24 protein-coding genes are annotated in these 26,544 nt (G+C 64.9%); 4 read left to right on the top strand and 20 right to left on the bottom strand.

The annotated features are described in order from the left end of the window. Nucleotides 1-323 precede the first annotated feature (323 nt). From VFO25_12340 to rfbF, 16 genes are all read right to left on the bottom strand, one after another. A complete protein-coding gene (locus VFO25_12340; GenBank protein HET9343693.1) occupies nucleotides 324-752 on the bottom strand; it encodes a prepilin-type N-terminal cleavage/methylation domain-containing protein in 429 nt (142 codons plus the stop codon). 166 nt (nucleotides 753-918) lie between these two features. Further along, nucleotides 919-1,347, bottom strand: a complete 429-nt coding sequence (locus tag VFO25_12345; protein HET9343694.1) for a prepilin-type N-terminal cleavage/methylation domain-containing protein — start codon at nucleotides 1,345-1,347, stop codon at nucleotides 919-921. 129 nt (nucleotides 1,348-1,476) lie between these two features. Then, nucleotides 1,477-2,967, bottom strand: coding sequence for a glycosyltransferase family 39 protein (locus VFO25_12350; protein ID HET9343695.1), 1,491 nt, complete (start codon nucleotides 2,965-2,967; stop codon nucleotides 1,477-1,479). Next, entirely contained in the window at nucleotides 2,964-4,487 is a 1,524-nt protein-coding gene (locus VFO25_12355; protein ID HET9343696.1) for a glycosyltransferase family 39 protein, read from the bottom strand. Before VFO25_12355 ends, VFO25_12350 begins: the two co-directional genes overlap by 4 nt. After that, nucleotides 4,487-5,236 carry a sigma-70 family RNA polymerase sigma factor gene (locus VFO25_12360; protein HET9343697.1) on the bottom strand — a complete coding sequence of 250 codons (750 nt, stop codon included), beginning with the start codon at nucleotides 5,234-5,236 and terminating at the stop codon, nucleotides 4,487-4,489. Before VFO25_12360 ends, VFO25_12355 begins: the two co-directional genes overlap by 1 nt. Nucleotides 5,237-5,240: 4 nt before the next feature. After that, nucleotides 5,241-6,467 carry a type II secretion system F family protein gene (locus tag VFO25_12365; GenBank protein ID HET9343698.1) on the bottom strand — a complete coding sequence of 409 codons (1,227 nt, stop codon included), beginning with the start codon at nucleotides 6,465-6,467 and terminating at the stop codon, nucleotides 5,241-5,243. 199 nt (nucleotides 6,468-6,666) lie between these two features. Then, nucleotides 6,667-7,755, bottom strand: coding sequence for a type IV pilus twitching motility protein PilT (locus tag VFO25_12370; protein ID HET9343699.1), 1,089 nt, complete (start codon nucleotides 7,753-7,755; stop codon nucleotides 6,667-6,669). Between the two features lie 94 nt (nucleotides 7,756-7,849). Beyond that, nucleotides 7,850-9,331, bottom strand: a complete 1,482-nt coding sequence (locus VFO25_12375) for a glycosyltransferase 87 family protein (protein HET9343700.1) — start codon at nucleotides 9,329-9,331, stop codon at nucleotides 7,850-7,852. After that, entirely contained in the window at nucleotides 9,328-10,791 is a 1,464-nt protein-coding gene (locus tag VFO25_12380) for a glycosyltransferase 87 family protein (GenBank protein HET9343701.1), read from the bottom strand. The genes VFO25_12375 and VFO25_12380 overlap by 4 nt, the downstream gene beginning before the upstream one ends. After that, entirely contained in the window at nucleotides 10,788-12,647 is a 1,860-nt protein-coding gene (locus VFO25_12385) for a hypothetical protein (protein ID HET9343702.1), read from the bottom strand. The genes VFO25_12380 and VFO25_12385 overlap by 4 nt, the downstream gene beginning before the upstream one ends. Continuing rightward, nucleotides 12,644-13,690: a glycosyltransferase family 2 protein gene (locus VFO25_12390; GenBank protein ID HET9343703.1), complete on the bottom strand. Its 1,047-nt coding sequence runs from the start codon at nucleotides 13,688-13,690 to the stop codon at nucleotides 12,644-12,646. The genes VFO25_12385 and VFO25_12390 overlap by 4 nt, the downstream gene beginning before the upstream one ends. After that, nucleotides 13,690-14,583 carry an NAD(P)-dependent oxidoreductase gene (locus VFO25_12395; protein ID HET9343704.1) on the bottom strand — a complete coding sequence of 298 codons (894 nt, stop codon included), beginning with the start codon at nucleotides 14,581-14,583 and terminating at the stop codon, nucleotides 13,690-13,692. The genes VFO25_12390 and VFO25_12395 overlap by 1 nt, the downstream gene beginning before the upstream one ends. After that, nucleotides 14,568-15,287 (bottom strand): cephalosporin hydroxylase family protein, encoded by a 720-nt coding sequence (locus tag VFO25_12400; GenBank protein ID HET9343705.1) that lies wholly within the window; start codon nucleotides 15,285-15,287, stop codon nucleotides 14,568-14,570. The genes VFO25_12395 and VFO25_12400 overlap by 16 nt, the downstream gene beginning before the upstream one ends. Then, a complete protein-coding gene (locus VFO25_12405) occupies nucleotides 15,274-16,539 on the bottom strand; it encodes a class I SAM-dependent methyltransferase (protein ID HET9343706.1) in 1,266 nt (421 codons plus the stop codon). Before VFO25_12405 ends, VFO25_12400 begins: the two co-directional genes overlap by 14 nt. Then, complete coding sequence (gene rfbG, locus VFO25_12410) at nucleotides 16,536-17,585, bottom strand: CDP-glucose 4,6-dehydratase (protein ID HET9343707.1); 1,050 nt, start codon at nucleotides 17,583-17,585, stop codon at nucleotides 16,536-16,538. Before rfbG ends, VFO25_12405 begins: the two co-directional genes overlap by 4 nt. Next, nucleotides 17,582-18,349, bottom strand: coding sequence for a glucose-1-phosphate cytidylyltransferase (gene rfbF, locus VFO25_12415; protein ID HET9343708.1), 768 nt, complete (start codon nucleotides 18,347-18,349; stop codon nucleotides 17,582-17,584). Before rfbF ends, rfbG begins: the two co-directional genes overlap by 4 nt. A gap of 95 nt (nucleotides 18,350-18,444) precedes the next feature. Here rfbF and VFO25_12420 point away from each other — a divergent pair, with 95 nt between their 5' ends. Further along, nucleotides 18,445-19,362 (top strand): glycosyltransferase, encoded by a 918-nt coding sequence (locus tag VFO25_12420; protein ID HET9343709.1) that lies wholly within the window; start codon nucleotides 18,445-18,447, stop codon nucleotides 19,360-19,362. Nucleotides 19,363-19,381: 19 nt separating this feature from the next. Here the strand turns inward: VFO25_12420 and VFO25_12425 are convergent, their stop codons facing one another. From VFO25_12425 to VFO25_12440, 4 genes are read right to left on the bottom strand one after another with little or no spacing between them, the layout of a single operon-like run. Then, nucleotides 19,382-20,125, bottom strand: a complete 744-nt coding sequence (locus VFO25_12425; protein HET9343710.1) for a hypothetical protein — start codon at nucleotides 20,123-20,125, stop codon at nucleotides 19,382-19,384. A 3-nt stretch (nucleotides 20,126-20,128) separates the two neighbouring features. Beyond that, nucleotides 20,129-20,635 carry a YqeG family HAD IIIA-type phosphatase gene (locus VFO25_12430; GenBank protein ID HET9343711.1) on the bottom strand — a complete coding sequence of 169 codons (507 nt, stop codon included), beginning with the start codon at nucleotides 20,633-20,635 and terminating at the stop codon, nucleotides 20,129-20,131. A gap of 13 nt (nucleotides 20,636-20,648) precedes the next feature. Next, a complete protein-coding gene (glpX, locus tag VFO25_12435; protein ID HET9343712.1) occupies nucleotides 20,649-21,599 on the bottom strand; it encodes a class II fructose-bisphosphatase in 951 nt (316 codons plus the stop codon). A gap of 16 nt (nucleotides 21,600-21,615) precedes the next feature. Next, a complete protein-coding gene (locus tag VFO25_12440) occupies nucleotides 21,616-22,446 on the bottom strand; it encodes a CBM20 domain-containing protein (protein ID HET9343713.1) in 831 nt (276 codons plus the stop codon). A 92-nt stretch (nucleotides 22,447-22,538) separates the two neighbouring features. Here VFO25_12440 and VFO25_12445 point away from each other — a divergent pair, with 92 nt between their 5' ends. Genes VFO25_12445 through VFO25_12455 form a run of 3 tightly spaced genes read left to right on the top strand, consistent with a single transcriptional unit; the run spans nucleotide 22,539 to nucleotide 26,161 of the window. Further along, nucleotides 22,539-24,083: a mannosyltransferase family protein gene (locus VFO25_12445; protein HET9343714.1), complete on the top strand. Its 1,545-nt coding sequence runs from the start codon at nucleotides 22,539-22,541 to the stop codon at nucleotides 24,081-24,083. Next, nucleotides 24,080-24,520 (top strand): GtrA family protein, encoded by a 441-nt coding sequence (locus VFO25_12450; GenBank protein HET9343715.1) that lies wholly within the window; start codon nucleotides 24,080-24,082, stop codon nucleotides 24,518-24,520. Before VFO25_12445 ends, VFO25_12450 begins: the two co-directional genes overlap by 4 nt. Further along, entirely contained in the window at nucleotides 24,521-26,161 is a 1,641-nt protein-coding gene (locus VFO25_12455) for a glycosyltransferase family 39 protein (GenBank protein HET9343716.1), read from the top strand. Nucleotides 26,162-26,544 lie beyond the last annotated feature (383 nt).

Raw genomic sequence — 26,544 nt, forward strand, 5'->3', positions numbered from 1 at the left:
GCCTTCGCAGCCCGACGTCTGCGCTTCAGCGCGCGCGTGCAGGAAGTTCGGGATGAGGATGGCGGCCAAGATTGCGATGATCGCGATGACGATCATCAGCTCGATGAGCGTGAAACCTTTTTGCGATTTGGTCACGAGAGAGGCCCCTTCCGACCTATTTCTGTGGATATCGAAATCGTCGCGCGAACCGGAGATTAGGCCAAAAGCCCAAGCGGTTCACGAACGCTTCACAATTTCATTTCTCGGCGCGGGGCGGATCAATCATGAGTGAGATAGGTCACGATCGCAATGATGCGAGCGCCAGATTCGGCCCGAGACGTCGCCTATTTCGCTTGGAGACCGGAGGCCTGATTGTAGATGATCGATGAGCCGCCGGGATTACCCGCGAGGTTGCCGGTCGTCGTCGTGTCGTGGCCGCCGGTATCCGTGACCTGGTATAAGCCGTACGTGCCCGTGGCCGTCGTCACGCTATAGTTCGATTTGTTGACCGGATCCGTCGGCGTGACGCCGAGGTATTGCGTGCCGAGCAGCGTGCTCGTCACCGTGCCGCCAGGGCCGTACGAACCGTTGTTGTCGACGGCATATTCTTCGAGCGCGGTCGCGATCTGCTTCTCGTTCGCTTCGCAGCCGGATGTCTGTGCCTGCGCGCGAGCGTGCAGGAAGTTCGGGATGAGGATCGCGGCGAGAATTGCGATGATCGCGATGACGACCATCAGCTCGATGAGCGTGAAGCCCTTTTGCGATTTGGTCACCGGACTACGATCCTCCCAATGCATCTCATCACATTTTCTCGGCTCTTGGAAGTCCACGAGCGAGGTGACCTCGATCACTATCGCCGATCGACAAGCTCTACCTCCCACGCCGATAAGCCCGACGTCTAGAACTCGCCGGGCTTATTCGTGTTTCGGCGTAAGCGATTTACTTCGCTTGGATTCCGGAGTTCTGGTTGTATATGATCGATTGACCGCCGGGGTTGCCCGGAAGGTTGCCGGTCGTCGTCGTGTCGTGTCCGCCGGTATCCGTGATCTGGTACGAGCCGTACGAACCGGTCGTCGTCGTGACGCTGTAGTTCGACTGGTTCACGGGATCCGATGGCGTGACGCCGAGGTACAGCGTGCCGAGCAGCGTGCTCGAAACCGTGCCGCCCGCGCCGTACGTGCCGTTGTGGTCGACGGCGTATTCCTCAAGCGCGGTCGCGATCTGCTTCTCGTTGCCTTCGCAGCCGGACGTCTGCGCTTCAGCGCGCGCGTGCAGGAAGTTCGGGATGAGGATCGCCGCAAGAATAGCGATGATCGCGATGACGATCATCAGCTCGATGAGCGTGAAGGCTCTATGGTGCCTGGCCAAGATCTACACCTTTCCGAGTCCGTGCGATCCCCCAAGCGGACTACCTTCGAGATTGTGGACCGCAGTCTATTGTGGCACGACGGCGTTCACACTTCCTTCGTACTCTTTTCTCAACGTTCGTAGCCCGTTCTAGCGTGTGACCGTACGAACGGTATGCGCCGGCTTCGATGAACGCTTCGTCTGTTTATCATATAAGATCACATTGACGATATCTGAAAGTCCCGCGCGAGCCTCGGACCACACGTGCAATTGCCGGCGCGTCGAGTCGAGGTAGCGCTTCACCTCGTGACCCGGGTCCGCGTAGTACGCCTGATTTTCGATGTACCAAATGCGCTGCCCCGCGTGCTTGCGGATCCACCCGAGCGTGAACGGCAGATCGGCCGGCATCGCCGGCCCTTCGGCCGGGTGGCCGCGAAACGCCGTGAAGTCGCCGACGACGAGATACGGGAACCCCTGGACGAACAGCATCGCGTCGTCGGGCTTCTCGTTCTGGAGCACGATGAGATTGACGAGATACCAGTCGGTGAACTGATAGAACGGGTCCCAGATGATGTCGGCCGAGCAGACGGCGGCGATCGCCGGCAACGCGATCGCGAGCGCCGCCCCCAAGACGCGAAGCCGGCCTGCGATAAGCCATGCGATGAGTCCGCCGACGGCGATCGTGAAACCGGGAAGCGCGGGCAGCAGATAGCGCGGCACCACGAGCCCTTTGCCGGTCGCGAGCGTCGCGATCACCTGCAGGGCGGCGACGCCGAGCCAGAACGGCACGATCGTCCTCGGCCAGCGCGCGATCGAGACGACGGCCACGATCGCTACGAATACGGTGACGGACCACGCGAATACGATCGAGCCGGACCAGTTCCACGGCACGCCGGCCAGCAAGACGTCGCGCGGCAATAGCACCCAGCCGATCGGCACGACCTTCGTGCCCGCGACGAGGCCGCCGTGTGGAGCCTGGATGCGGATCGCCCACATCCACGGCACGAGCGCGAGCACCGCGGCGCCGCATGATGCGAGGATCGGCCAGCGCTTGCGCAGGTCGAAGAGCGCGTACGCGCCCTGGCACACCAGCGTGACGGCGCCGAGATATTGGATGTAGGGCAAGAGTATCGCGACCGCCCCGTAGCCGAGCCATGCGGCGACGCGTCTTCGTCCGGTCGCATCCTGACCGATGAGCAAGAGCCACCACGACGTCGTGCAAAGCGCGGTGAGGACGCTGTACATCCGGAAGACGCGATCCCAGTCGACCAAGCTCGGCTCGAGAGCGACGAGGAACGCCGTCGCTCCCGCGGCGACGTCGCCGAAAAGGCGGCGCGCGATCGCCCACGATGCCACGATCGTCAGCAGCCCGAACGGCGCGGTGAGGAAACGATAATCCCACGGTTGCCAGCGCAGCACGCCGATGAGCCAATGCGTCACCGCGTAGAACACCGGCGGATGGAAATCGTGGTAGACGATCTGGTTCATCATCGCCGCCCACGGCTTGCTCGCGACCCAAAGCGTGAACGCCTCGTCGAGGAAGAGGCTGCGGTTCGTCAGGTCCCATAGCCGAAGGTAGCCGCCGATAAGGAGCGCGATGACGAGCGCGACGACCGCTCCGTCGATCCTACGGCCTCTCAAGGTTTCGGTCTCGATGTGGCATGCCGAGCGCAACTCGGCTGCCGACCTTCGGTCGGCATACCACATCTTTTCTCTGGGCCGTAGAGCGCGAAGAACACCGTGCTGCTCGGATCGGATCGCGGCTCGAACCATTCGCGCAGCCGAGGTCGCGTCGCTTCGATGCGCCGTTTGATCTCGCGGTTCGGATCGGCATACCACGCTTGGTTCTCGATATACCAGACCCGCACGTCAGCATGACGGTCGAGCCACGCATACGTCGGCTCGATCGACGACGGCGACTGCGGACCGAAGACATCGTGGCCGACGACCGCCGGCGAGGCCTCGAGGACGAGATACGAGTAGCCCTGTACGAAGAGGATCGCGTCCGACGGACGCTCGATGCCCGACATGATCGCAGCGACCGTGTTCCAATCCGAGGACTGATAGAACTTATCGAGGAGCTGGTCGGCATCTGCGACGGCATTCACCGACAGCACAGCGAGCGCGAGCGCGACGCCGGCGACGCGCCATTTCGTCCGCAGCGCAAATGCGCAGATCGCACCGACGGAGATCGCGAACGCGGGAACCAGATAGACGAGATAGCGGGCGAACACGAGGTTGCGGCCAAGCGCGAGCGTCGCGATGACCGCAACGGCGAGCGCGCCGCCGTAGATCGCCATCGCCCCGCCGCGCGCGAGCGCGAGACCGGCGGCAGCCAGGGCTATCACGGCGATCGCGAAGATCAGATCGAAATGCGTGCCGGTGTACCAGCTCACCGGCAGCGCGTAGCCGAGCACGTCGCGCGCGGACCATGCGGCGGCGGCCAGTCCCTTACCGCCCGTGAAACCCGATTGCGGGAACTGCTCTCGTATCGCCCACCACCATGGCATCGTGGCGAGGAACGCGATGATGCCACATGCGATCGCCGGACAGCGGCGTCGCAGGTCGAAGAGCGCGTACGCACACTGACAAGCGATGACGATCGCTCCGAGGTACATGACGTACGGCAGCACGATCGCGCATGCGCCGTACAGCGCCCAAGCGATGACGCGAGAGCGCCGCGTCTGCGCCGTCGAGGCGCGCATCAGCAAGACGCAGGACAGCGCCGTGAGCGCGGTCAGCGGCGCGTACATCCGCAGCAGCCGGTCGAACAGGAGCAGCGTCGGCTCGGTCGCGACGACGATGGCCGCCACCGCAGCCGCGATGTCGCCGAACCCACGACGCGCCAGCGCCCAGGTGCTCGCGATCGTGACGAGCCCGAACGGCGCGATGAGGTAGCGATACCACGTCGACGGCCAATGGAACAGCGCCATCGCGGCGTGGACGTAGAGGTAGAGCAGCGGCGGATGCGCGTCGTGCTGCGCGAGCTGGGCGAACATCGCCGGGATCGGCATGCGCGCCGCATCGAGCGTGAACGCCTCGTCGACGAAGACGCTTTGAGCCGCGAGCTGCCACAGGATCAGGAACGCGCCGACGGCGAGCGCGATCCACAGACCGCCGAACGCGACGCGTGCGGTAGCGGCGGGCGCCGGATCTCGCATCAGCGCAGGTCTTCTTTGAGCTTTCGGAGGCTTTGGGCGAGCAGTCGTGAGATGTGCTTTTGCGAGAACCCGAGCCGGCGCGCGATCTCGGTCTGCGTCAGGTCCTTGTAGAAGAACAGATGGATGAGCTCGCGCTCGACGTGCGCCAACTTGTCGATCGCGCGATCGAGTGCGACGCGATCCTCCACCGGCAGTTGGAACGACAGCGCGCGCTGGCTCCGGATGGCGTCGAAGCGTGCGGCCGACGCGCTCGGCGCGTCGTCCGACAGCGAGGCGAGATTATACGCGTCGCGCAGCCGCAAGATCTCGCGAACGCCTTCCGGCTTGACGTTCATCTCGTCGGCGAGCTCGTCGATCGTCGGCTCGCGATGGAGCCGGCTCGACAGCCTGTCGTGCGCCTCGTGCATCTGACGGTTGAGCGTCCGGTACCAGCGGGGCACGCGGACGATCGGGGCGAGGTCGCGGAGGTAGTGCGAGATCTCGCCGGCGATGACGGTGCGCGAGTACGCCTCGAACGGAACGCCGAACGCCGGATCGAAGCGTTCGACGGATTTGATGAGTCCGAGGTATCCGACTTGCTCGAGATCGTCGCGCGATCCCGACGTGCGGACGAACTGCGTCGCTATCTGACGGACGAGCGGCATGAAACGGACGACGAGGTCGTCGCGTGACTTACGGGATCTGGTCGCCCAGTATTCCTCGAAGTCAGCTCCGGCCTCGCCTGACCGATCGTGCATCAGAACCGCCATGCGGTCAGTGGATGTTGCCGATGATCTGGTACAGCGGCAGGAAGACCGAGATGACGATGAAGCCGACCACGAAGCCCATGCCGAGGATCATCATCGGCTCGAGCAGCGACGTCAGCGACGCGAGCATGTAGTCGACCTCGGTGTCGTAGAAGTCGGCGATCTTCGAGAGCATGCCGTCGAGGTTCCCGGTCTCTTCGCCGACGGACACCATCTGCGTCACGAGCGGCGGGAACATCCCGGACAGCTGGAGCGGCACCGCGATCGACTCGCCCTCGCGCACCGAGTCGCGGACCTTGTTGACCGTCTCGGCGACGACTTCGTTGCCCGACGCCTTGCCGACGATCTCGAGCGCCTGCATGATCGGCACGCCCGATTGGAGCAGCGTGCCGAGCGTGCGGCAGAAGCGCGAGATCGCGACCTTGCGGATGAGCATGCCGAACACCGGCAGCTTGAGCTTGAACGCGTCGAACTGTCTCCGGCCGACCTGCGTCGACGTGTAGCGGTTGAACATGATGAAGCCGACGATGAGCAGTATGATCGTCGGGATCAGGATGAACGGGTTGCGCGCTGCGACCGTGAAAGTGATGAGGATCTTCGTCGGCAGCGGCAGCTTCATGTCCATCTGTTCGAACATCGAGACGAACGTCGGCAGGATGAACGTCACGAGGAATATGACGATGCCGACCGCCATCACCAAGATGACCGTCGGGTACGTCATCGCGGCCTTCACCTTCTTCTTCAGGTTGAAGTCCTTCTCGAGGAAGCCCGCGAGCCGGTTGAGGACGTCGTCGAGGATACCGCCGAGCTCACCAGCGCGCACCATGTTGGTGAACAGGGGCGAGAAAACTTTCGGGAACTTGCCGAGCGCCGCGGCGAGCGTCGAGCCGCCTTCCACCTCGCGGCGCACCGCGACGATGATCGGCTTGAGCTGCGCGTCTTCCGTCTGCACGCCGAGGACGTCGAGACAGCGGACCATCGCGAGACCCGCGTTGATCATGGTCGCGAACTGGCGCGCGAACACGACGAGCGCCTGCTCGCTGACGCCTTTGAATTTGCTGAACACCGCGCCGATGTCGGCGTTCATCACCCCAGAGTTCTTCTGGGTGATGCCGGTGACGTAATAGTTCATCTCGCGGAGCTTCGCGCGCAGGACGCGCTCGTTCTCCGCCTCGATGACGCCGTTGACGGTCTTACCGGCCGCGTCTTTCGCCTGGTATGCGAAACTGGGCATGGAATCCTAACTCCCCGGTCGAGCTAAAGCTCGGCCGCTACAGAACAACGCTCAAAGATTGGTGTGCTGGCCCACGAGCAGGATCACGATGAGGATGAGCCACCACAACAAGGACATCTGCATGAGAATTCTCCCCCTCTATTCTCGGCCTTTGTTCACGGCCTATGTAGCGGTCGAGCTTTGGCTCGACCGTGTCGTGTCAAGCACCTTCGATGAGCTTGCGAAGCTCTTCGGGGTGCATCGATGCGTTGAGCGCCTCTTCGGCGGTGATCATGTGCTTGCGCACGAGGTCGCGCAGCGACATGTCGAAGGTCTGCATGTGCATGACCCGGCTCGTCACGATGGCGTTGTGGATCTGGTGCGTCTTGCTCTCGCGGACGAGGTTGCGTATCGCGGGCGTCGCGATCATGACTTCGGCCGCCGGCACGCGGCCGACTCCCGAAGCGTGCGGCAGCAGCCGCAGGCAGACGACGGCTTCGATGACCGAGGCCACCTGGACGCGGATCTGCTGCTGCTGATGGGCGGGGAACACGTCGATGATGCGGTCGATCGTCTGGGCCGCATCCGAGGTGTGCAGGGTCGCGAAGACGAGGTGTCCGGTTTCGGCGATCGTCAGCGTCGTCGCGATGGTGTCCATGTCGCGCATCTCGCCGACGAGGACGATGTCGGGGTCTTCGCGCAGCGCCGCGCGCAGCGAGTTGGCGAAGCTGTAGGAGTCCTGGCCGATCTCACGCTGATTGACCATGGACATCTTGTGGTAGTGGAGATACTCGATCGGGTCTTCCATCGTCAGGATGTGGCGCGCCATCGACGAGTTGATGACGTCCACCATCGCCGCCAGCGCGGTCGACTTGCCTGAGCCCGTCGGACCGGTGACGAGGATGAGTCCGTGCGGCCGGGCGACGAGATCGCCCATGACCGGCGGAAGGTTGAGCGACGCGAGCGGAGGCACCGTCGACGGGATGGCGCGGAAGACCGCGCCGATGACGCCGCGCTGCTTGAACGCGTTGATACGGAATCGTCCGAAGCCTTTGAGGCCGTGCGAGAAATCGAGCTCGAGATTCTTCTCGAACTTCTCCTTCTGTCCGTCCGTCAGGATGCTGTAGAGCAAACGCTTCGAGTCATCGGGCGTGAGCTTCGGAAATTCGGTCGGCGAGAGCCGGCCGTCGATGCGGAGCATGGGCGGCAAGCCGACGCACATGTGAAGATCGGACGCGCCGCGTTCGATCGTCACGCGCATCAGTTCGTCCATGCGCAGCCCGAGGAGATCGCTTACGTTTGTCGCCATTATTTTTCGCTCGTCCTGGAGGGTGTCGGAATGCGAGGGCACGACACCGGAAAACGGCGGCCTGCCCAGCCTCTCCTAGAGTATCGGCACGTCGTTACGACTTCCTGACGGCGGTCGCTGTGTCACGCCCCGTGTCCCGAAAGGCTAAAATCATGGGGGCGACGAGCATCACGGCCGCGAGCGCAGCCAAAAGCGGGGTGTACGCCGAGCCGAGCTCGGCCGGTGCGATGCCATCGAGCGCGTAGCGCAAGAATACGAAGACGCCGAGCCACCAACCGAAGGCGCCCCATCGGCCGCTGTCGACCGCCGACGGTGCGGTCCATAGCGCATACCACGGATGGATGATCGAGAGCGAATAGACGGCGCTCGTGAGCGTGCGCCAGATCTCCGCGAGGCGGCGGCCCGAGGCGTAGCGGATGACGCTTACGACCGCGATCGCGACGAAGGCGGCGAGCGCCGCGAGCTGGATGATCCGCGGCCATGTCAGCTGGCCGAAGAGCGGCAAGACGACGCCGGGCAAGACCGGGTTGTCGGCAGTGCCGAGCGAGAAGAACGGCATGTCGGCAAGCCACTGCGGCGACATCGCGAGCACGCCGCCGTGGCCGATGAGCGAGTACAGGGTTTCGATCCCATTCCAGAACGGGCGGAAGAGCAGCGCAGGCAACGCGATCGAGATGCCTGCGCAAAGCATGGCGCCGGTCGCGCCTTTTCTGGCGACGCGGATGACGAGGAACGGCACGAGCACGATCGACACGTATTTCACCGCGATCGAAGCGCCGAGCAAGAGCCCGGCGACGAGCGGCAGTTCGTCCGCGACCGCGAACGCCCAGATCGCCGCGGCGGCCATGAGCATGTCGTTGTGGCCGCCGACCGCCGTCTCGTAGAGCACGAGCGGATGGAGTGCGAAACGCGCGGCGCGCTTGACGCGCTCACGTTCCGCTAGCCCTCGCAGGGCGAAGAGCAGACCGGTGGTCGCGGCCAGCGCGCCGCCGGCCGAGAGGATCCGATGCGACCACACCTGCGCCCCGAGCGGCCAGGCCGCTTCGACGCGCGCGATGCCGCCGGCGAGCAGCGTCCAGAGCGGCCCGTAGTTGTCCGGCGGCGGCGGATTTCCGTAGAACGCGAGCGCCTGACGCAATATCTGATCGCTTCCGACATTTACCGGCGAGCCGAGCAGGTACGGATCGAGGCCGAGCAGTCCGTACAACCTGCCGTAGATGACGTACGCGTAGACGTCGCCGGAAAGCGTCACGGTGACGGCGAGCAGCGCCAAAAGGAGCAGTGCTTGTATGCCGACGAGCACGCCCGAGCGAGCGCGGCCTTCCGTATCCATTGCACGCGCGATCTGCGTTCCGGCGATCGCCAGGCCGGCGACGAGCGCCCAGAGGCAAAGCGTCAGGCGCCACTCGCCGAGCGCCTGCCATGCGACGTGGACCGGCAGCGCTAGGCCGACGGTGAAGTCGACGTGATGACGGAGGTCGTTGAAGTCGATCAGGCTCCCGGCGATCTGCGCACTCGCCAAAGCATAGGCGACGATGAGCGCCACAGCAAGAGCGGTCCAGCCCAAGAGCCTCACGCGCGAGCTTCCGCGTTCGGCTTCGTCGTCATGGCCATGACGGCGGGAACGATGAGATATGCGGCCGTCGCAGCGATGGGAACCCATGCCGGCATCCAGCCCGAAACCGTGTCGACCGTATAGCAGCCGAAGACGAAGACGCCGAACCACCACGCGTATTCGGCCCAACGGCCGGCGCACGACACGGCCGGTACGAGCCACAGCCCGTACCACGGATGCATCGAGGGCAACGAAAGCAGCAGGGCGGTGATCGATCGCCACACGTGACGCATGTCGAACCGTCGCAGACAGAGCAGGGAGCCGATGACGACGAGCGCCCCGGCGACCGACAGCGCCGCGAGCTGCACGATGCGGGCCCACGAGAGTACGCCGAACACCGGCACGACAGGCAGCGCCTCGAACGCGGGCACGTTTCCCAGCCCGGCCGCGAAGATCGGCATGTTCGCGAGCCATTCGAACGACATCGCGAAACGGCTGCCGTTCGCGGCGAGCGCCTGCGCGCCCGCAGCTCCGGTCTGGAACGGCCTCGCGCAAAGCACGGGTATGACGATAGCAAGAACGCCGCAGAGGATCGCTGCCGGCCAGCCGCTGCGCCGCGCGCGGACCACGAGGAACGGCAGCGCGATCACAGCGACGTACTTCACGGCGATCGCGCAGCCTGCGAGCAATCCGGCGATGAGCGGCAGTTCGTCGACGATCGCGAACGCCCACACCGCGGGCGCGACCATGAGCATGTCGTTGTGGCCGCCGACGGCGCATTCGTAGAGGACGAGCGGATGAAATGCGAAGCGGCCGGCGGCTTTCGTGCGCTCGGCCTCCGGCATACGCCGCAGCGCGTGCAGGATGCCGGCGATCGCCGCGAGGGCAGCGACGATCGCGACGGCACGAAACGACCATGCCGACCAGAACAGATCTGCGCCGGCGAACAGCTTCGATTGCAATCCGGCGACGAGCGTCCATAACGGACCGTACGGATCCTCGAACGGCACCTTGCCCGCGAAGGTCAATATCTGCGCGATGATCGGGTCGCCTAGATGCGTCACGTCGCCGAACGCATACGGATTCATCCCGTGGACGCCGTAGAGGCGTCCGTACATCACGTAGAAATACACGTCGCTCGATTGGATGATAGCGAACGCGCTGAGCGCCGCGCTCGTGACGGCGAACGAGAAGCAGAGCACGTGCGCCGGCCGCCGTTCCAGACGAGAGATAGACGAAGCGAGCGCGATGCCGCAGACCGCGATCGCGGCGAGCATCGACCAGATGACGAAGTCGACATCCCAGCCGGGCGATGCCGCCTGCACGACGTGGATCGGAAATGCGTACGCCGCGGAATACGGTGTCCGGGTGTATGCATCGAAAAAAGTCTCGTGGACTGCGAGCGCGGACGCCGCCAGCGAGCCGGCCACGGCGAGTACGACGATCGCCGCAAGCCACACCGCCCAGTGGACCTTCTTCATCGCTCGATCCACCGCGCAACCCTACCAAACCGGAACACCGTCACCATATCCCGCGAGTACACCGGCTTCAGAACGCCGCGGGCCGCATCTTCGTCGAGGACGCGCCAGTCGACACCCGTCGGCGTGCGGTCGACGTACGCGCTGTTCGCGTTGACGACGAGGTATCTGAACCCGGCGGCCGTGAGCGGTTCATAGCGTCGATACGACGGGAGCGTCCAGTCGATCGACAGCGGCTGATAGTACGGATTGAACCACGTCGCGGTCGAGCCGAAGTAATAATCGCGGACGTCGTCGAGCGCGGCGACGCGGCCGCCGCCGTTGTCGCGGACCCAGCGGACCGCGCCGTAGAATTCCAGGCGCGACGTCAGGTAGGCGTCGCCCGATTGCGCGCCCGCCATGTACGTGAACGCCGGCGCGACGCTGTTCGACGCGTCAAGCCGCCCGGGGATCCAGTCGACCGCGACGCCGAGGGCGCACAGCGCGAGGAGCACGGTTTGGCCGGCGACGCGCAGCCGCGGGCCTGCGATGACGGTACCTGCCGCCGCGGCTATCGCGAACAAGCACACGGCGGGCACGAGAAAACGCAGCTGCTGGCTCGATTCGAACCAGACGATCGTGAGCCCGAAACTCAGAGCGAGAACGACGGCCGTGCGACGGAACGCGGCGAGCGATGCGAGCACGAAGATCGAACCGATGTCGAGCGCGTAGCCGGGATCGCCGCAAAAGGTCTTCGGCGAGACGAGCAGACGCCACGGCAACATGACGGCGTCGCTCGCGCTTGCGCCGCCGCCGCACCACGAGCGCGTCATCGAAACGTAGCGCTGCGCGAAGAGCCCGACCGACCCCGGCGCCGAGGCGCTGAGGAACGGGAATACGGGATCGCCGGTCGCGAGCGCGGTTCGTAAGAACCACGCACCAGCGAGCACGATAGCAGCCGCGCCGAACCGGGCGACATCCGATGCTTTGACGCGACCGCGCAATACGACGAGCGCGATCAGCGCGATGACGATGATGACGAGACCCGTATATTTCGTCGCCGCCGCCGCGCCGGCTAGAGCGCCCGCAGCGACAGCGACTCCCGAGCGGACGTCCGACGGTTCCGAGGCGACAAGCAGCGCGCCGATCGCGAACATCGCGAACGGGATGTCGACGTAAAACGACGGCGCGAGCCAGATCCATAGCGCGCAACACGAGACCAGCGCCATCGCGATGGGGCCGGATCCGGCTGCGACACGCTGCGCCCACCTGGCGCAAAGGAGGACGAGGACGATGCCCGATCCCAGCGTCGCGAACGCCGCGCCTGCGGTGCCGCCGACGATGAAGGCAGGCAGCGCCGCGGCCTCACCGAGCAGCACGAAGCTCGTCTGAAGCATGCTCGGGTCGACCGCGATGGTATGCGCTTGCACCGCTCGCGCCAAGATCGGCAGATGATAGGCGAGCGGATCCCACCACGTCGCGGGCAGCGCTGCTGCGACCGCGCCGGTCAGCCACGCGCAAACGGTGACGACGACCGCCGCCTTATCGAGGACCGGCATGACCTTGAACGCGCTTATCGCTCCGGCCGGTAGCGATAGCGCGAGACGCCTATCTTGTATGCAGCGCATGACAAATCGCGCGACGATGAGACCGACGACGATCCACGCCCAGATCGCATGGAGCAGACCGAGCGCGCCGACGGCAGTCCCGACGAGCGCGTAGCCGAGAGCCGCCGCCTGCGGACTTCGTGCTCGATCCTCAAGACCGATCGCCGAAAACGACACGGCGCCGAGGTCGATCGCCGCCCACCAGACGAGCGTGCCGCCGGCAAGGCCGAACGCGAAACGCTCCCAGAACGGCGCAGCGTCGAGCCAGTTCATAGCGCGAGCGTCTCGCGGATCTGGCGCAGCCTGGCAGGTTCGATGGATCTGGCAGCGGCGGCTCTGCGGCCGAGGCGGGTGTTTTCGACGATGCGCAGCAGCGCGCGTAGCGGCGCGGCGGCGATGATCGCGCGCCAGCCGCCGAGGAGCAACGAGCCTCCGAGGCGCGGACCATATCGATCTCGCATCGCAAGTGCTGCGTCGCGCGCGACCGCATCGTCGCCGCGGACGAGGCCTTTCACCCAGACCTCGACGAGCTTCATCCGCAGCTGACGCAGGACCCTGGCGGCGAGCTTCTTGCGCGTGTCCGTCTCGATCTGAGTGTCTTCATCGATCTTGCGGCAGATGCGCGCAAAGCCGGTAGCGACTTCAGCCGTCTCTCCGACCGAATGCGCGTCGGCGTGCCTGACGTATGCTCCGCAGACGCGTTTCGAAACGACGATCGGGGCACACGCGGCGAGGTGCAATTCGAAGTCGAGATCGGACGGGGCACCCACGTCGAGGTCGAGGTATCCGATCCGATCGATCGCCTCCCGCCTGAACAGCACCGTCGTCCATGTCGGGTGTCGATTGTCGAGCATCGCGAACGCCCCGCTCGGCGGCTCGAAGATTCCCTCGCGCGGCCACAACGCTAGGGGTTCGAACAGCGGCCGTCCTGCTTCGTCGACTTCGACGGTCGACGCCGCGGACATGAGCGCGTCTGGCTGGCGTGCAAAACCAGAGAGTGCGGTCTCGTAGAAATCGGGTAACAGAACGTCGTCATCGGAGAGGAACGAGAAATACGGCGTCTCGACACGCCGCATCCCGAACAAGAAGTTCGCCATAGCTCCGATGTTGCGGTCGTGCCGAAAGTACTGGACTCGCGCGTCTCCAGAAGCGAATGCTTTGACGACGGACTCGGTCTCACCACCCGATGCATTGTCGTAAACGCATACCCTCACATTCGGGATCGTCTGACGGAGCACGCTGCTTAGAGCGCGCCGCAGCATCTGGGGCCGTTGATATGTCGGTATGATCGCCGTGACTGCTCCTAACGTTCGCACTAGCCGGCCGCAGTGATCCGATGAGTGACGCGAAGGTAACGTGCGACGGCATCGCGCCACGGCGCCGGCGTTAAGCCAAGCGCTGCAAGCTTTTCGCTTGCCAAGGCGCTGTGAAGCGGTCGGCGCACTATGTCTTCGTGGCCTGGGGTCGCTTCCACGATCGTGATATCGGCACCGCACAAATCCCGAACGACCGACCCTAGCTCGTACCAGGTGCAGGCTCCGGCGTTTGCGAGGTGATACACCCCGTAGGGTGCATGACATGCGAGCAGCCGGCCGATGAGCTCGGCCGCATCCGCCGCGTACGTGGGCGATATGGAGCCCTGGGCGACGAGTTCAACGGTCGAGCCTCGTTCCAGCCCGGCGATGCGATCGACGAAGTTCGGTCGTCGACGTCCGGCTGCGACGCCAAAAACCGTCGCAAGTCGAGCGACGTAGTGACGTGTCGTAGTCTCCCGTGTAATCGCTTCCCCGGCCAGCTTCGAGGCGCCGTAGACATTTAAAGCGTTTGTCGGATCCGACTCGACATACGGCGATGTCTTCGATCCGTCGAAGACGTAGTCGGTACTGAACGTCACGCAGGTCGCGCCGGTTGATTGCGACGCGAGCGATACGTTGAGGCAACCTCGATAGTTCGTCTCGAATGCCGCGGTCAGATCGCGTTCCGCGGCAGCGACGTCCGTCCAGGCCGCGGCGTTCACGAGCACATCGCCATCGGTGAGACTGTGCGCCGCCTCGAGCACCGCATCGAGAGACTCGATGTCGCAAGCGGCACGGTCATATGGGCGGACCACGTAGCCAACCTCCGTGAGAACGCTCTGAATCGCGCTGCCCATTTGGCCCCTCGACCCGAACACGACCGCCTTCGGAAAGTTGTTCAATCTTTCACGCACCGAAGGTACCCGTCGGGCGCCGCGGTCACGAGGAGCGTCGCGAGGATATCCTCGGCGATTTCGAAGCGATCGTCATGCCTGAGGAACGAGTGGACCGCCGTCATCGGGTTATTCCCGTGGCTCCACGGACGATCTGGAAAGGTGCCCGGCAATGTCTCGATGATCGTGTCGAAGACCACGAGGTAACCGCCGGATTTCACGAGCGGCGAGTACGCCTCGAGTTCACCTGCGACATGGTCGGCGGTGTGGTTAGAATCGAGAACGACGACCACGCGTTTACCCGCCGCCCGCTCGCGGGCCACCGCGACGACGGCCGGATCGGTCGACGAGCCGTCGAGCAACTCGATCCGCCGCGCCAGGGGATGCGCTTGAATGACCATCCGGTTATGCGCTCTGATGTCGACATCTATGCCGAGCACGCCGCCGGTGCCGATCATCTCGAGCATCGACGCGAAAAACACGGTTGAACCACCGTGTGCGACGCCTGTCTCGATGATGAGCTCAGGCTTGTATTCCCAAATGATCTCCTGAAGCGCGACGACGTCTTGCGGATATTGGATGATCGGAATTCCGAGCCATGTGAAGTTGTACGAGTAGCGGTGCTCGATCGTCTTCTCCATAAAAGCGGCTGACAGCCGTGCCAAGTCGCGATCGGCACGCATTGCGGCCAACAACGCCGGATCCGAAGCTCTATTGTCGCTCATCTCGCACACCAGTCGCCTCGGCTCGACAAAGAGTCAACGTTGGTATCGGCACGACGAACTGCCCACCCCATCCTTGGATCGCCTCCAACTGAAAGAAAATCTCGTCTTTGATATTCCACGGCAGGACGAGAACAAAATCTGGCCGTCGCTCGAAAATCTTCTCGGGAGCTTCGATGGGAATACGCACGCCCGGGATCAGGCGTCCTTGTTTATGCGGACTACGATCGACCGTATACGCGAGCAGGTCCGGACCGATACCGCAATAGTTGAGTAACGTCGTAGCTTTCGCCGGCGCCCCGTATCCCGCTACTCCTTTGCCGGAACGTCGGGCCTCCTGCAGAAACGTCACGAGTGCATCTTTCGCCTTGACGGCGGCGCCTTGAAAAGCAGCGTACGCGTCGCGGCGCTCCAGATGTGCATCTTCTTCCTCCGTAAGCACGCGCTCGACGGACTCGCCCTTCGGTGGATCCGCCTGAGCATGTCGCACCCAAAGACGCAGGCTTCCGCCGTGGGTCGGCAACTCGTCGACGTCGACGACGTCGAGCCCGTGGCGTTCGAAGATCCTTTGCGCCGCGCGCAGCGAGAAGTAGGAGAAATGCTCGTGGTATATCGTATCGAACTCGCCGGATTCGAGCATCCGCAACAGGTGTGGAAACTCGAACGTCGCCGTGCCTCGACGCGCGAGCAGCGATGCGATGCCGGCGACGAAGTCGTTGACGTCGGGCACGTGCGCGAGCACGTTGTTGGCGACGATAAGGTCCGCGCTGCGGCCGTCTTCGATGAGCTTTCTGGCGAGCGCGACTCCGAAGAACTCGGCGACCGTCGGCACGCCCGCGGCTTGGGCGACGCGGGCGACGTTGGCGGCCGGTTCGACGCCGAGCACGGGCACGCCGCGGGCCTGGAACTCCTTGAGCAGATACCCGTCATTGCTCGCCAGCTCGACGACGAGCGACTGCGGACCGAGCCCGAGCCGCTCCACTACCGTGGCCGCGTATGCTCGCGCGTGTGCGATCCAGGTGTCCGAGTACGACGAGAAATACGCGTAATCGCCGAAGATACGCTCGCGGCTTTCCACCGCGGGCACCTGCACGAGCCAGCACGTCTCGCAGACGTACGCCCGCAACGGGTACAGCGGATCGGCGGCGTGTGTCGACGGCTCGACGAGCGCGTTCGACAACGGCGACATGCCGAGGTCGATGACCTCGCTCGTCAGCGCCGCGCCGCAGGAGCGGCATGAAGGCGCCTTGCTCACGCGGACAGCGCCTCGTACCGCGAGATGTCGCGGGCGAGGAGATCGCGGACGGAAGCGCCCGAAGCGCGATCCTTGTGCCAATCGACCGTCCATCGGATCGCTTCGTCCAGCGCTATCCGGTCGCACCAATCAAGCAGCCGCGCTGCTTTTGTGCTGTCGAGCCGCAGCACGCCTCGCTCGGCGGCGTGCGCGCCCTTGTCGTGGCTCCACGACGCGCCATCGCCCCACGCTATCGCGACGGCATCGGCGATCTTCCGGACGGGCACCTCGTTCTGTGCGCTCGGCCCGAAGTTCCATGCTTGTGCGAACGAGCGTGCATCCGAGAAAAGGCGTTCGGCGAGATCGAGGTAGCCCGCGATCGGGTCGAGGACGTGCTGCCAAGGCCTGATGTCGTCCGGCCGGCGGATCCGTGCCGTCTCGCCCACGTCGAACGCTCGAAGCATGTCGGGCACGAGCCGGTCGCGCGAGCTGTCGCCGCCGCCGATGACGTTGCCTGCGCGCGCGGTCGCGATTTTTTCGTCCTCGAAGAACGCTCGTCGATACGCCGCCGCGACGATCTCGGCGCCGGCCTTGCTCGCCGAATATGGATCGTCGCCGCCGAGCGGATCGTCTTCGGTATGTCGTCGAGACGGCTCGCCGGCGGCATAGCATTTGTCGCTTGTGACGACGACCGCGGCGCGTGCGGTGGGCGACGATCTGAGCGCGTCGAGCAGGTTCGCCGTCCCCATCGTGTTGACGGAAAACGTCAGCGCCGGTTCTTCGTACGAGCGTCGCACGAGCGATTGTGCGGCCAGGTGGATGACGATATCCGGCCGCGCGTCGTCGAGCGCACTCGCAAGCGCGGACGTGTCGCGGATGTCCGCAACGGTCGAGACCATGTCGGCCTTCAAACGCGAATCGCCGAACGGCGAGCCCGCTTCAGGCGCCAGAGCGAACCCCGACACGCGCGCGCCCGCGTCGACGAGCCACGCGCAAAGCCAGGTCCCCTTGAAACCCGTATGCCCTGTGACGAACGCGCGCTTCCCTTTCCAGAAAGCCCGATTCATCCCCACGCTTTCCACGGCGCTTTGCCCGACGCCCAGAGATCGTTGAGAAGTTCTTTGTCGCGCAGCGTGTCGAGCGGCTGCCAGAAGCCGCGATGGAGAAACGCAGACAACTGGCCGTCTTTAGCGAGCCGCTCCATCGGATCACGCTCCCAGACGCTATCGTCGCCGTCGATATAGTCGATCGCCTTGGGCGAAAGGACGAAGTAACCGCCGTTGACCCAGCCACCCTCTTTCGGCTTCTCCTCGAACGCCGAGATCTTCGCGCCGTCCATCGTGAGGATACCGAAGCGGCCGGGCGGCTGCGTCGCCGTCACGGTCGCGAGCGTCTTACCGCTCTTGTGGAACGCGACGAGCTTGCCGATATCGACGTCCGACACGCCGTCGCCGTAGGTGAAGCAGAAAACCTCACCCGCGACGTGGTCCTTCACCCGCCGCAGTCTGCCGCCGGTCGCCGTCGCTTCGCCTGTGTCGACGAGCGTCACGCGCCAGGGCTCGGCGCTTGACTGGTGGACCTCCATCTCGCGCGTCCGCATGTCGAAGGTGACGTCCGAGACGTGGAGCGCGTAGTTCGCGAAGTACTCTTTGATCATGTAGCCCTTGTAGCCGCAGCAGATCACGAAGTCGTTGATGCCGTGAGCCGAATAGGTCTTCATGATGTGCCAAAGCACGGGCTTGCCGCCGATCTCGACCATAGGCTTCGGCCGGAGGTGTGTTTCCTCGGCGATGCGCGTGCCATAGCCGCCGGCCAAGATGACCGCCTTCATATCTATTAGATTATCGGTCGGGGCCGGTTTTTTCCAAGGCTCGGGACACGTCGTGGGTCCTAACCCGAAAGCGGCGAAGTGCCGATTCGTTGATTATGCCGTCAACCGTCGCCATCGGCGTCATGGCCCACAACGAGGAAGCCAACATCGCGCGGCTTCTCGACAGCATCTTGGGCCAAACGGCGTTGCCCCGGATCTCCCGGGTCGTCGTCGTCGCGAGCGGCTGCACCGACAGGACCTGCGAGGTCGTCGAGGCGTACTGCCGCAAAGACCCACGCATCTCGCTCGTCGCCGAAGCCGAGCGCGGCGGCAAGGTCAACGCGATCAACACCTTCATGACCTCATCGCCGGAAAGCATTCTCGCGATATCCGGCGCCGACATGGTCTACACGCCGACGACGATCGAAGCGCTGATCGCGCCATTCGACGACGCCGACGTCGGCATGGTCGGATCGCACCCCGTGCCGCTCAACGAGACGACGTCTTTCGTCGGCTTCGCGGTCAACCTGCTGTGGAAGCTCCACCACGAGATCTCGCTCATCGTGCCGAAGATGGGCGAGCTCATCGCGTTCAGGAACGTCTTCCGAGGCCTCGACCCGGATATGCTCGCCGACGAGGTTCAGATCGAGCGCGGCATCAAAGCCGTCGGCTTCAGGCCCGCGTACGCGCCCGACGCGATCGTCTACAATCGCGGACCCGAGACGGTGCGTGAATTCGTCGCGCAACGAAGCCGCTGGGTCGCCCACAACCTGCAAGTACAGCGCAAGCATCGCTACGCCGTCTCGACCTGGAACGGCTCGACGTTGCGGCGAGCCGCTCTGGCGGTATGGAAGAACGACCACCCGCGGCTCGATTGGTTCCTCGGAACCGCGGCGCTCGAGATGTATTGCCGGATCCGGGGCCTGCTCGCGCATCCGACCGCGACGAGCAAACACGGTCGCCTGTGGGAACAGCAGGCGTCCACCAAAGAAGTCGTCCGCGGCGCCGATCCGGTCCCTCACGGCGTGAAATAACCGTCCGATCGACGCCGGCCTAGCCGAGCGCCTTGCGCATGGCATCGAGGGGAGCGTCGGCCCCGGTCCACCAGCGGAACGATTGCGCTCCCTGATGGAGGAGCAGCGGCAGACCATCCGTGCGAGATCGGCCGATGGCGTCGGGCACGGGTGATCTCGAGGCGCGATAGTTGAGATCGAAGACGTGCGTCGCACCCTCGATCGTATCGAGTACTTCGGGCGGGATCTCCGCATCCTGCGGCAGGGCGCTGACCAGGATGTCAGGCCGCGAATCGGGGGGCTCCCCTATCTGCTCCGACGTCAGCGGATTGCGCGACCAGCACATGATGCGTAGCGCGTTCCGCCGAGCGACGGCTTGCGCGATCGCCCGCGCCGCCGGCCCGCTCCCGAGGAAGCAGAATATGAGCCGGCGCGGTTCGAGCTTCCACACATCCATGAGCGCGTCGACGAAGCCGGCGCCGTCCGTATTGTGTCCGGTGAGCTTGCCCTTTTCGATCCGCACGGTGTTCACCGCGAGCGCCGATTCTGCCACATCGGTGAGCGCGTCGACGAACGGCAAGATCACCTCTTTGAGCGGCGTCGTCACGTTGAACCCGCTGTGGTCGGAGCGCAGCGCGTCGACCGCGGCGGCGATGCCGTCGCGCGAGACCCGCAATGCCGTGTATTCCGCATCCATGCCGGCCGCGGCGAAGGCGGCGTTCTGCATCGCCGGCGACAGCGAATGCTCGACCGGGTCACCGATGAGCGCGTACTTCGCGGACAACGTTCAGATACGCCGCGGCGCGACGCGCGCGCGGACAGGCCGCTCTAGCCAGCGTACGAATCGCGTCGTGAAGAACTCGCGTGTCGACAGCGGCTCGACGAGAATCGCACGCATGCCGACGAGCTTGCCGCCGAGCACGTCGGTGAAGAGCTGATCGCCGACGACCGCCACCTGGCCCGCCGGCAGCGCCATGACGCGAAGCGCTCCGCGAAACGCCGCCGGTGAGGGCTTGAACGCAGCTTTGATGATCGGGATCTTCAACAGTCGCGCGACTTCGCTCGCGCGTTGCGTGTAGTTGTTCGTCAGCACGCAGGATGCGATGCCCGCCGCGGTCAGGTCACGCACCCACGCGCCGACCGGACCGGGGACCATCGCGGTGTTCCATGGCACGAGCGTGTTGTCAAGGTCGAGGACGAGGCCGCGTACGCCCCAGCGCGCGAGAAAGGCGGCGGTTATCTGATCGACGCTATCGACGTGAGCATCCGGCGTGACGTAATGCAAGAGGCCCACACGCAAGGCCGCGTCAGTGGACGCGGAACGGCTCCGCGCGCAAACGATGGACGGTCTCGACGAAGCGTATCGTGCCTGCTTGACTGTTCATGACGATCGAGTGCGTGCGCGCGCCATTGCCGAAGAAGCGAACGCCACGCACCAGATCGCCGTCGGTGATCCCGGTGGCGACGAACGAGACGTCGGACGTTCGGACGAGATCGTCCATCGTCAGCACCTTGCCCACGTCATCGAAGCCCATCTCTTTCGCCCGCTTCACCTCGTCGTCGTTGCGCGGCTCGAGCCTCCCCATGAAGCCGCCGCCGAGGCACTTGAGCGCCGCAGCGGCGAGAACGCCCTCGGGAGCGCCGCCCGTCCCCATCGCCACGTGGACGCCCGTGTTCTCGACGGACGTCGCGATGCACGCGTCGACGTCGCCGTCGGAGATGAGCTTGATCTTCGAACCCGCCGACCGGACGTCTTCGATGAGCTGCTTGTGGCGCGGGCGGTCGAGGATGATGACCGTGATGTCGTCGATGGGACGCTCGAGCGCGTTTGCGACGAGCTGCAAGTTCTCTTTGACGGTCGCGTCGATGTGGACGTAAGGCGCCGCCTTCGGCCCGACGGCGAGTTTCTTCATATATGTATCCGGGGCGTTGAGGAGGCCCCCCTTTTCGGCGACCGCAAGCACGGCGATCGAGTTCGGCAGGCCGTTCGCGACGAGGTTCGTGCCTTCGACCGGGTCGACCGCGATGTCGACCTCGACGCCGCCTCTGCCGACCTCCTCGCCGATATACAGCATCGGTGCTTCGTCGCGTTCGCCTTCGCCGATGACGATGCGGCCGCGGATGTCCATGTTGTTGAGGACTTCGCGCATCTTCTCGACGGCCGCGCCGTCGGCGAGGTCGCGCTGTCCCTTGCCCATCCAACGCGATGCGGCGAGCGCCGCCGCCTCGGTCACTTTGACGAACTCGAGGGTGTTCAAGTCGCTGTCTCCTCCATCACGAGGGCAGGTCTGCCCAGCGCGCGACGACGTCGTGGACAAATTGTGTTGCCCCGCTGCGCGTCACCGCGAGCGAGCGGTTTTGGACGTCGGCGCCAGACGTGTCGCGTTCGCCTGTAGCCCAAGAGCCGCGCGTATATTTGTATTGGAGCACGGTTCCCCCCGCTAGCGGGATGGTCGCGGTCCAGATGTTGCCGGGCTGCGGCGAGAGCCGGATCGCGTTCGCCGTCCAGTTCTGCGCGTTCGTCGCCAGGTAGACGCTTGCGTCGGTGGGCGTGTTCACCGGAACCCGTACTTCGAAAGTGACGGCCACGGTCGCAGCGGCGGCGACTTGTGCGAACGGATGCGTCGAGACCGACGCGTCGAACGCGTCGCCGGTGTCCGGATCGGTGTGGAGCTCGACGTACGAACCGAGCGGCACCGAGGCGAGCGCTGCGGCCGCGGCGACGAGTTTATGTGCGACGCCGTCGGTACCGACGAGATAGCCGCCTTGCATGACGACGGCTCGGGTATCGACGAGCGCGTACTCGGCGTCGACTTCGACGATGCGCCCGGCGGCATCGGACACGATGCGTATGGGTTCATCGAGTTTGACGTCCGCGATCGATGCCGGCTCCCAATCGCCGCCGATCGCCCTCTGCCGGACCTTGGCGGTGGGCGGCACGGTCACGACGACCGAGCCGGACGACGTCGCGATCGTCAACACGGCGCCCGCCGGGCTCGCCGCTATCGAGCTCAGCGTTCCCGATGCAGGCGCTGCGGGTTGCGGCGGCGGCGCCACCGTCGCGAACAACAACGATGCTGCGATCGCCGCGTGAAGACCCACCATGTCCCGCCACTTTTGACCGATGAGAAATGGCGCCCTTTACGCGTCGTGCGCGCGACGAGGACCGTTCGGCGGTACGGCGAAGCCGCAGCGTCGTGCAGGCCGCAACCTCGCAACCGCGGCCCGACGGGTCTGCTTTCGGCCTGGTCGGCCGCGTTCGTGTTCTTCTTCCACCAAAGGCGCGCGTCGGAGCCGCGGTCACCGGATTCGCCGGCGTCTCGATCGGCGCTTTCCTCTGGTACTCGCTGTCGATCCACGCCGAGGGCTCGGACGCATCCTCGAGCCCATTGCTCGCGCTCTGCTTGCTCGTCGGCGTCGGAGCCGCGTACGGCGCGTGGTTCGGCTATTCGAGCTGGGCGGCGCGACATTTCGGCGTCGATACGGGCACGCTGCTGCAGGCCGACTCGTACAGCTTCCTGCCGATGCTCAGCCTGTGGCTTTACCTGTTCCAAGTGCCGCCGACGTTGTCGTCCGCTCCGGCCATCGCGGCGGCCGCGCTGCTCATCATGGCAGCGGTCAAGCTCGCGATCGCGGCGCGCTACTCGGATATCGCCCGCTCGATCTCGGTCGTCTTCGTCGCGACGCGCGTGCCGCTCATGCTCATCGCGCCGCTCGCCGCGATCGTCATCGGGCAGCGGCAAGGACACCACTTCAGTCCGGCGCACGGCGTACTGCTCGACGTCTGGGGACGCTGGGACGCGCAGCACTACCTCGACATCGCGACGCAAGGCTACCACGGCAAAGACATCGCGTTCTTCCCGCTCTATCCGTTCCTCATCCACATCGTCGGCGATCTGATCGGAGACCATCTCGTCGCGGGGCTCCTCATCTCGAACATCGCGTTCCTCGGCGCGCTCGCGTTCTTGTACGCGCTCGTCAAGCTCGAGTTCGGCGATAACAGCGTCGCGTTTCACGCGATCTTCTACGTCGCGATCTTCCCGACCGCGATCTTCTTCTCGGCGGTCTACACGGAGTCGCTCTTCCTCATGCTGACCGTCGCGTCGGTCTACTTCGCGCGCAGGGGCAACTTCATGACGAGCGGCGTGTTCGGCGCGCTCGCGAGCATGACACGTGTGGAAGGCATCCTCACCGCGTTGCCGCTCGCGTACGAGGTGTGGCGAGCGTGGCGCGAAAGGCGAGGGACGACGCTCGCGCGCGGCGCGGCAGGCCTCGCGATCGTGCCGCTCGGCATCGGCGCGTATATGTTCTACCTATACGCCCTGCAAGGCGACCCGCTCGCGTTCTCCAAGGTCCAAGCTGAGTGGGATCGCCATTTCGCGCCGCCATGGATCAGCATCGCGAACACGATCCAAGCGATCGCGACGCCACCGTTCACGAGCGGCACAGCCAATCACATCATCGAGCTCGTTTTCACGCTCGCCTTCCTCATCCTCATGGTCGTCGCGTTCCGCCAGTTGCGTCCTTCGTACGCGTGGTACTTCGCTGCATCGCTCCTCATGCCGATGTGCACGGCGAGCCTCATGAGCATGCCGCGCTTCGTGCTCGTCGTCTTCCCCGCGTTCATGCTGCTCGCGCTCTGGGGCCGCAGGCCGGCCGTCAACTCGGCGATCGTATCGTTCTGCTTGCCCGTGCTCGGGTTGTTCACGGTGCTCTTCGCCGACTGGTATTGGCTCGCGTGAGCCTCGCGCGGCGGATCGCGGCGCGCCGCGGCGTGCGGCAGTTCTTCAAGTTCGGAATCGTCGGCGCGTCCGGCGCCGTCATCAGCTTCATCATCTTCCACTCGCTGCTCCACTTCAAGCTCGATCTGACGCTCGCGTTCTCGATCGGCTTCATCTGCGGCGGCGTCAACAACTACTGGTGGAACCGGCACTGGACGTTCCGATCGCAAGGGCACGCGGGCAAAGAGCTCATGCAGTTCTTGACGGTGTCTGCGATGGCGCTCGTGCTCGGGATCGTCATCACGAAATTCATGGACGGCCGGCTGCCCCCGTTCATGCTGCGCAACTCGCTCATCTGGCTCTGCGGCACGGTCGGCGGTATGGGCGTCAACTTCTTCGTCAACAAATACTGGACGTTCAGGCACACGCATCACGTCCAGCCCGACGCAGAAGCGTAGATGGGCGAAGGCTCGACACTGCGCAACCGGTTAGCGCTCGTCGCGATACTCGTGCTCGCGCTCGCGCTGCGTCTGTACGGCATCCACGACCCGATCATCGATCATCCCGGCTGGCGCCAGGGCGACGAAGCGGCGATCGCCCGCAACTTCGCGCAGCTGCAGGACGATCCGCTCGCCCCGCAGACCGACTACGACGGGCCGCCGCCGAACTACGTCGAGCTCGAGCTGCAGATCGTGCCGTTCGCCGCGGCGCAGCTCTATCGCGTCTTCGGCGTCCACGAGATCTTCGCGCGGCTCATCGTCGTCGCGTTCAGCCTCGGCACGGTCGTACTGCTCTACTTCTTCGGCACGGAGCTGTTCGGGCGCAGAGCAGGGCTTATCGCGGCGCTTTGTTACGCCATCGCGCCCGGTGCCGTCTACTACGGACGCACCATCACGCCCGACTCGGACATGGTCTTCTTCCTCACGGGAACCTTGCTGTTCTGGTGGCGTTGGGCGCGCAGCGACGCGAACTCGGACTTCTGGCTGGCGACGGCGTTCGGCGCGCTCGCGTGGGTCGCAAAACCGCCGGCGCTGCTCGCGTTGGCGCCGATCGTCGCGGTCGTGCTCGCGATGCGCGGCCGCAAGGCGCTCGTAAGCTGGCAGCCATACGCGTTCCTAGCGCTCACGCTCGCGCCGTTCTACTTCTACTTCCACTACGAGAGCTCGATAGCCGAGTGGCACTGGGCAGAGGGGATCACGAGCCAGCACGTCCTGCCGCAGCTCGTCGCCGAGCTGACGAAGCCGCAGGCTTTGTGGACCGGGCTCCAAAGCGCGTTCGCGCTCCTGCGCATGCTCGGCTCCACGATCTTCGGCCCGGCGCTGTTCGGTTTCACCGCGGTCGCGGGATTTGCGCTGCCGCGCGATGACATGTCGCGCGCACGTGCGTGGTTGTTCGGCGCGTGGGCCGCGGCCTTGACCGCGTATACGGTCGTCGTCGTCAACGTCGAGCGCGTCGATTACTATCTGCTGCCGTGGCTGCCGTTCGCAGCGCTGCTCGTAGCGGGCGCTGCCGACAACGTCATCGAGCGCCTCGGCGCCAACGCGGCCTCGACGCGTGCGAACGTCATCGCGTGCGTCGGTATCGCCGCGGCGATCTTCTTCATCACGTACTCGAACATGCTTCAGATCCACGGGTACTACACGTGGAGCCGCCCCGTATACGCCGCCGCGACCGAGCTCGATCGCACCCTCGATCCGGACTGCCTCATCGTCATGGGTCATCTCGATCCGTCGGTGCTCTACACGATCGGGCGTAAGGGTTGGGAGGAGGACCCGCTTTCGTGGAACGTCCACGATCAGACGAGCGCGATCGAAAAGGGCGCATGCTATTACGTCGCCATCGAGATCCCGCGCCTGCGCGCGAACCCCGCGCTCTACCATTTCCTCCAGCGCTATCGGCGCGTGCCCGTCGCCTCAGGCTGGCAGGTGTACGACATGCGCCATTTCGCGCGGCGGTCTACGGCACGGGGAGGAGGTTCGGCGTCTCGGACTGCGCCGGCGGCTGTGCCTTCACCTCACCGCTCGTCACCAGTCCCCGGTACGCAACGATCCTCGACGCCAGCCGGTGCTCCTCATCCTGGAGCGCGTAAGCGGCGATGATCGCTTTGGTCAGGTGCGTCGCGTCGAAGTCCGATCGGAACGCCTTGAGCTGCAGGGCGACTTCGTGCTGCGACGCAGCGAGCGTCTTGAGCGAATCGGTCAGCGACGCGCCGACCGTCTCGTAGAGCGGGTAGTTCGCCAGCACGATCTCGCGGCGGATCTTCGCCTGCTCGATCTGCGCAGAGAGCGCCTTCGCCGCGTCATCCTGCGGCGCGTAGCGCAGCGCGCCGGCGATCTCGACCTGTGCATCTTCGAGCTTGCTGTCGACGAAGGCCGCGCGCGCTTGGAGGAAGAGAACGCGCGCAAGGCCGGAGCGCGCGTGCGAGTTGTGCGGGTCGAGCTTGAGCGCGAGGGCGTACTCTTTTTCGGCCTCTGCGAGGCTG

It is taken from the genome of Candidatus Eremiobacteraceae bacterium (assembly GCA_035710745.1).
Classification (GTDB): Bacteria; Vulcanimicrobiota; Vulcanimicrobiia; order Eremiobacterales; family Eremiobacteraceae; genus JANWLL01.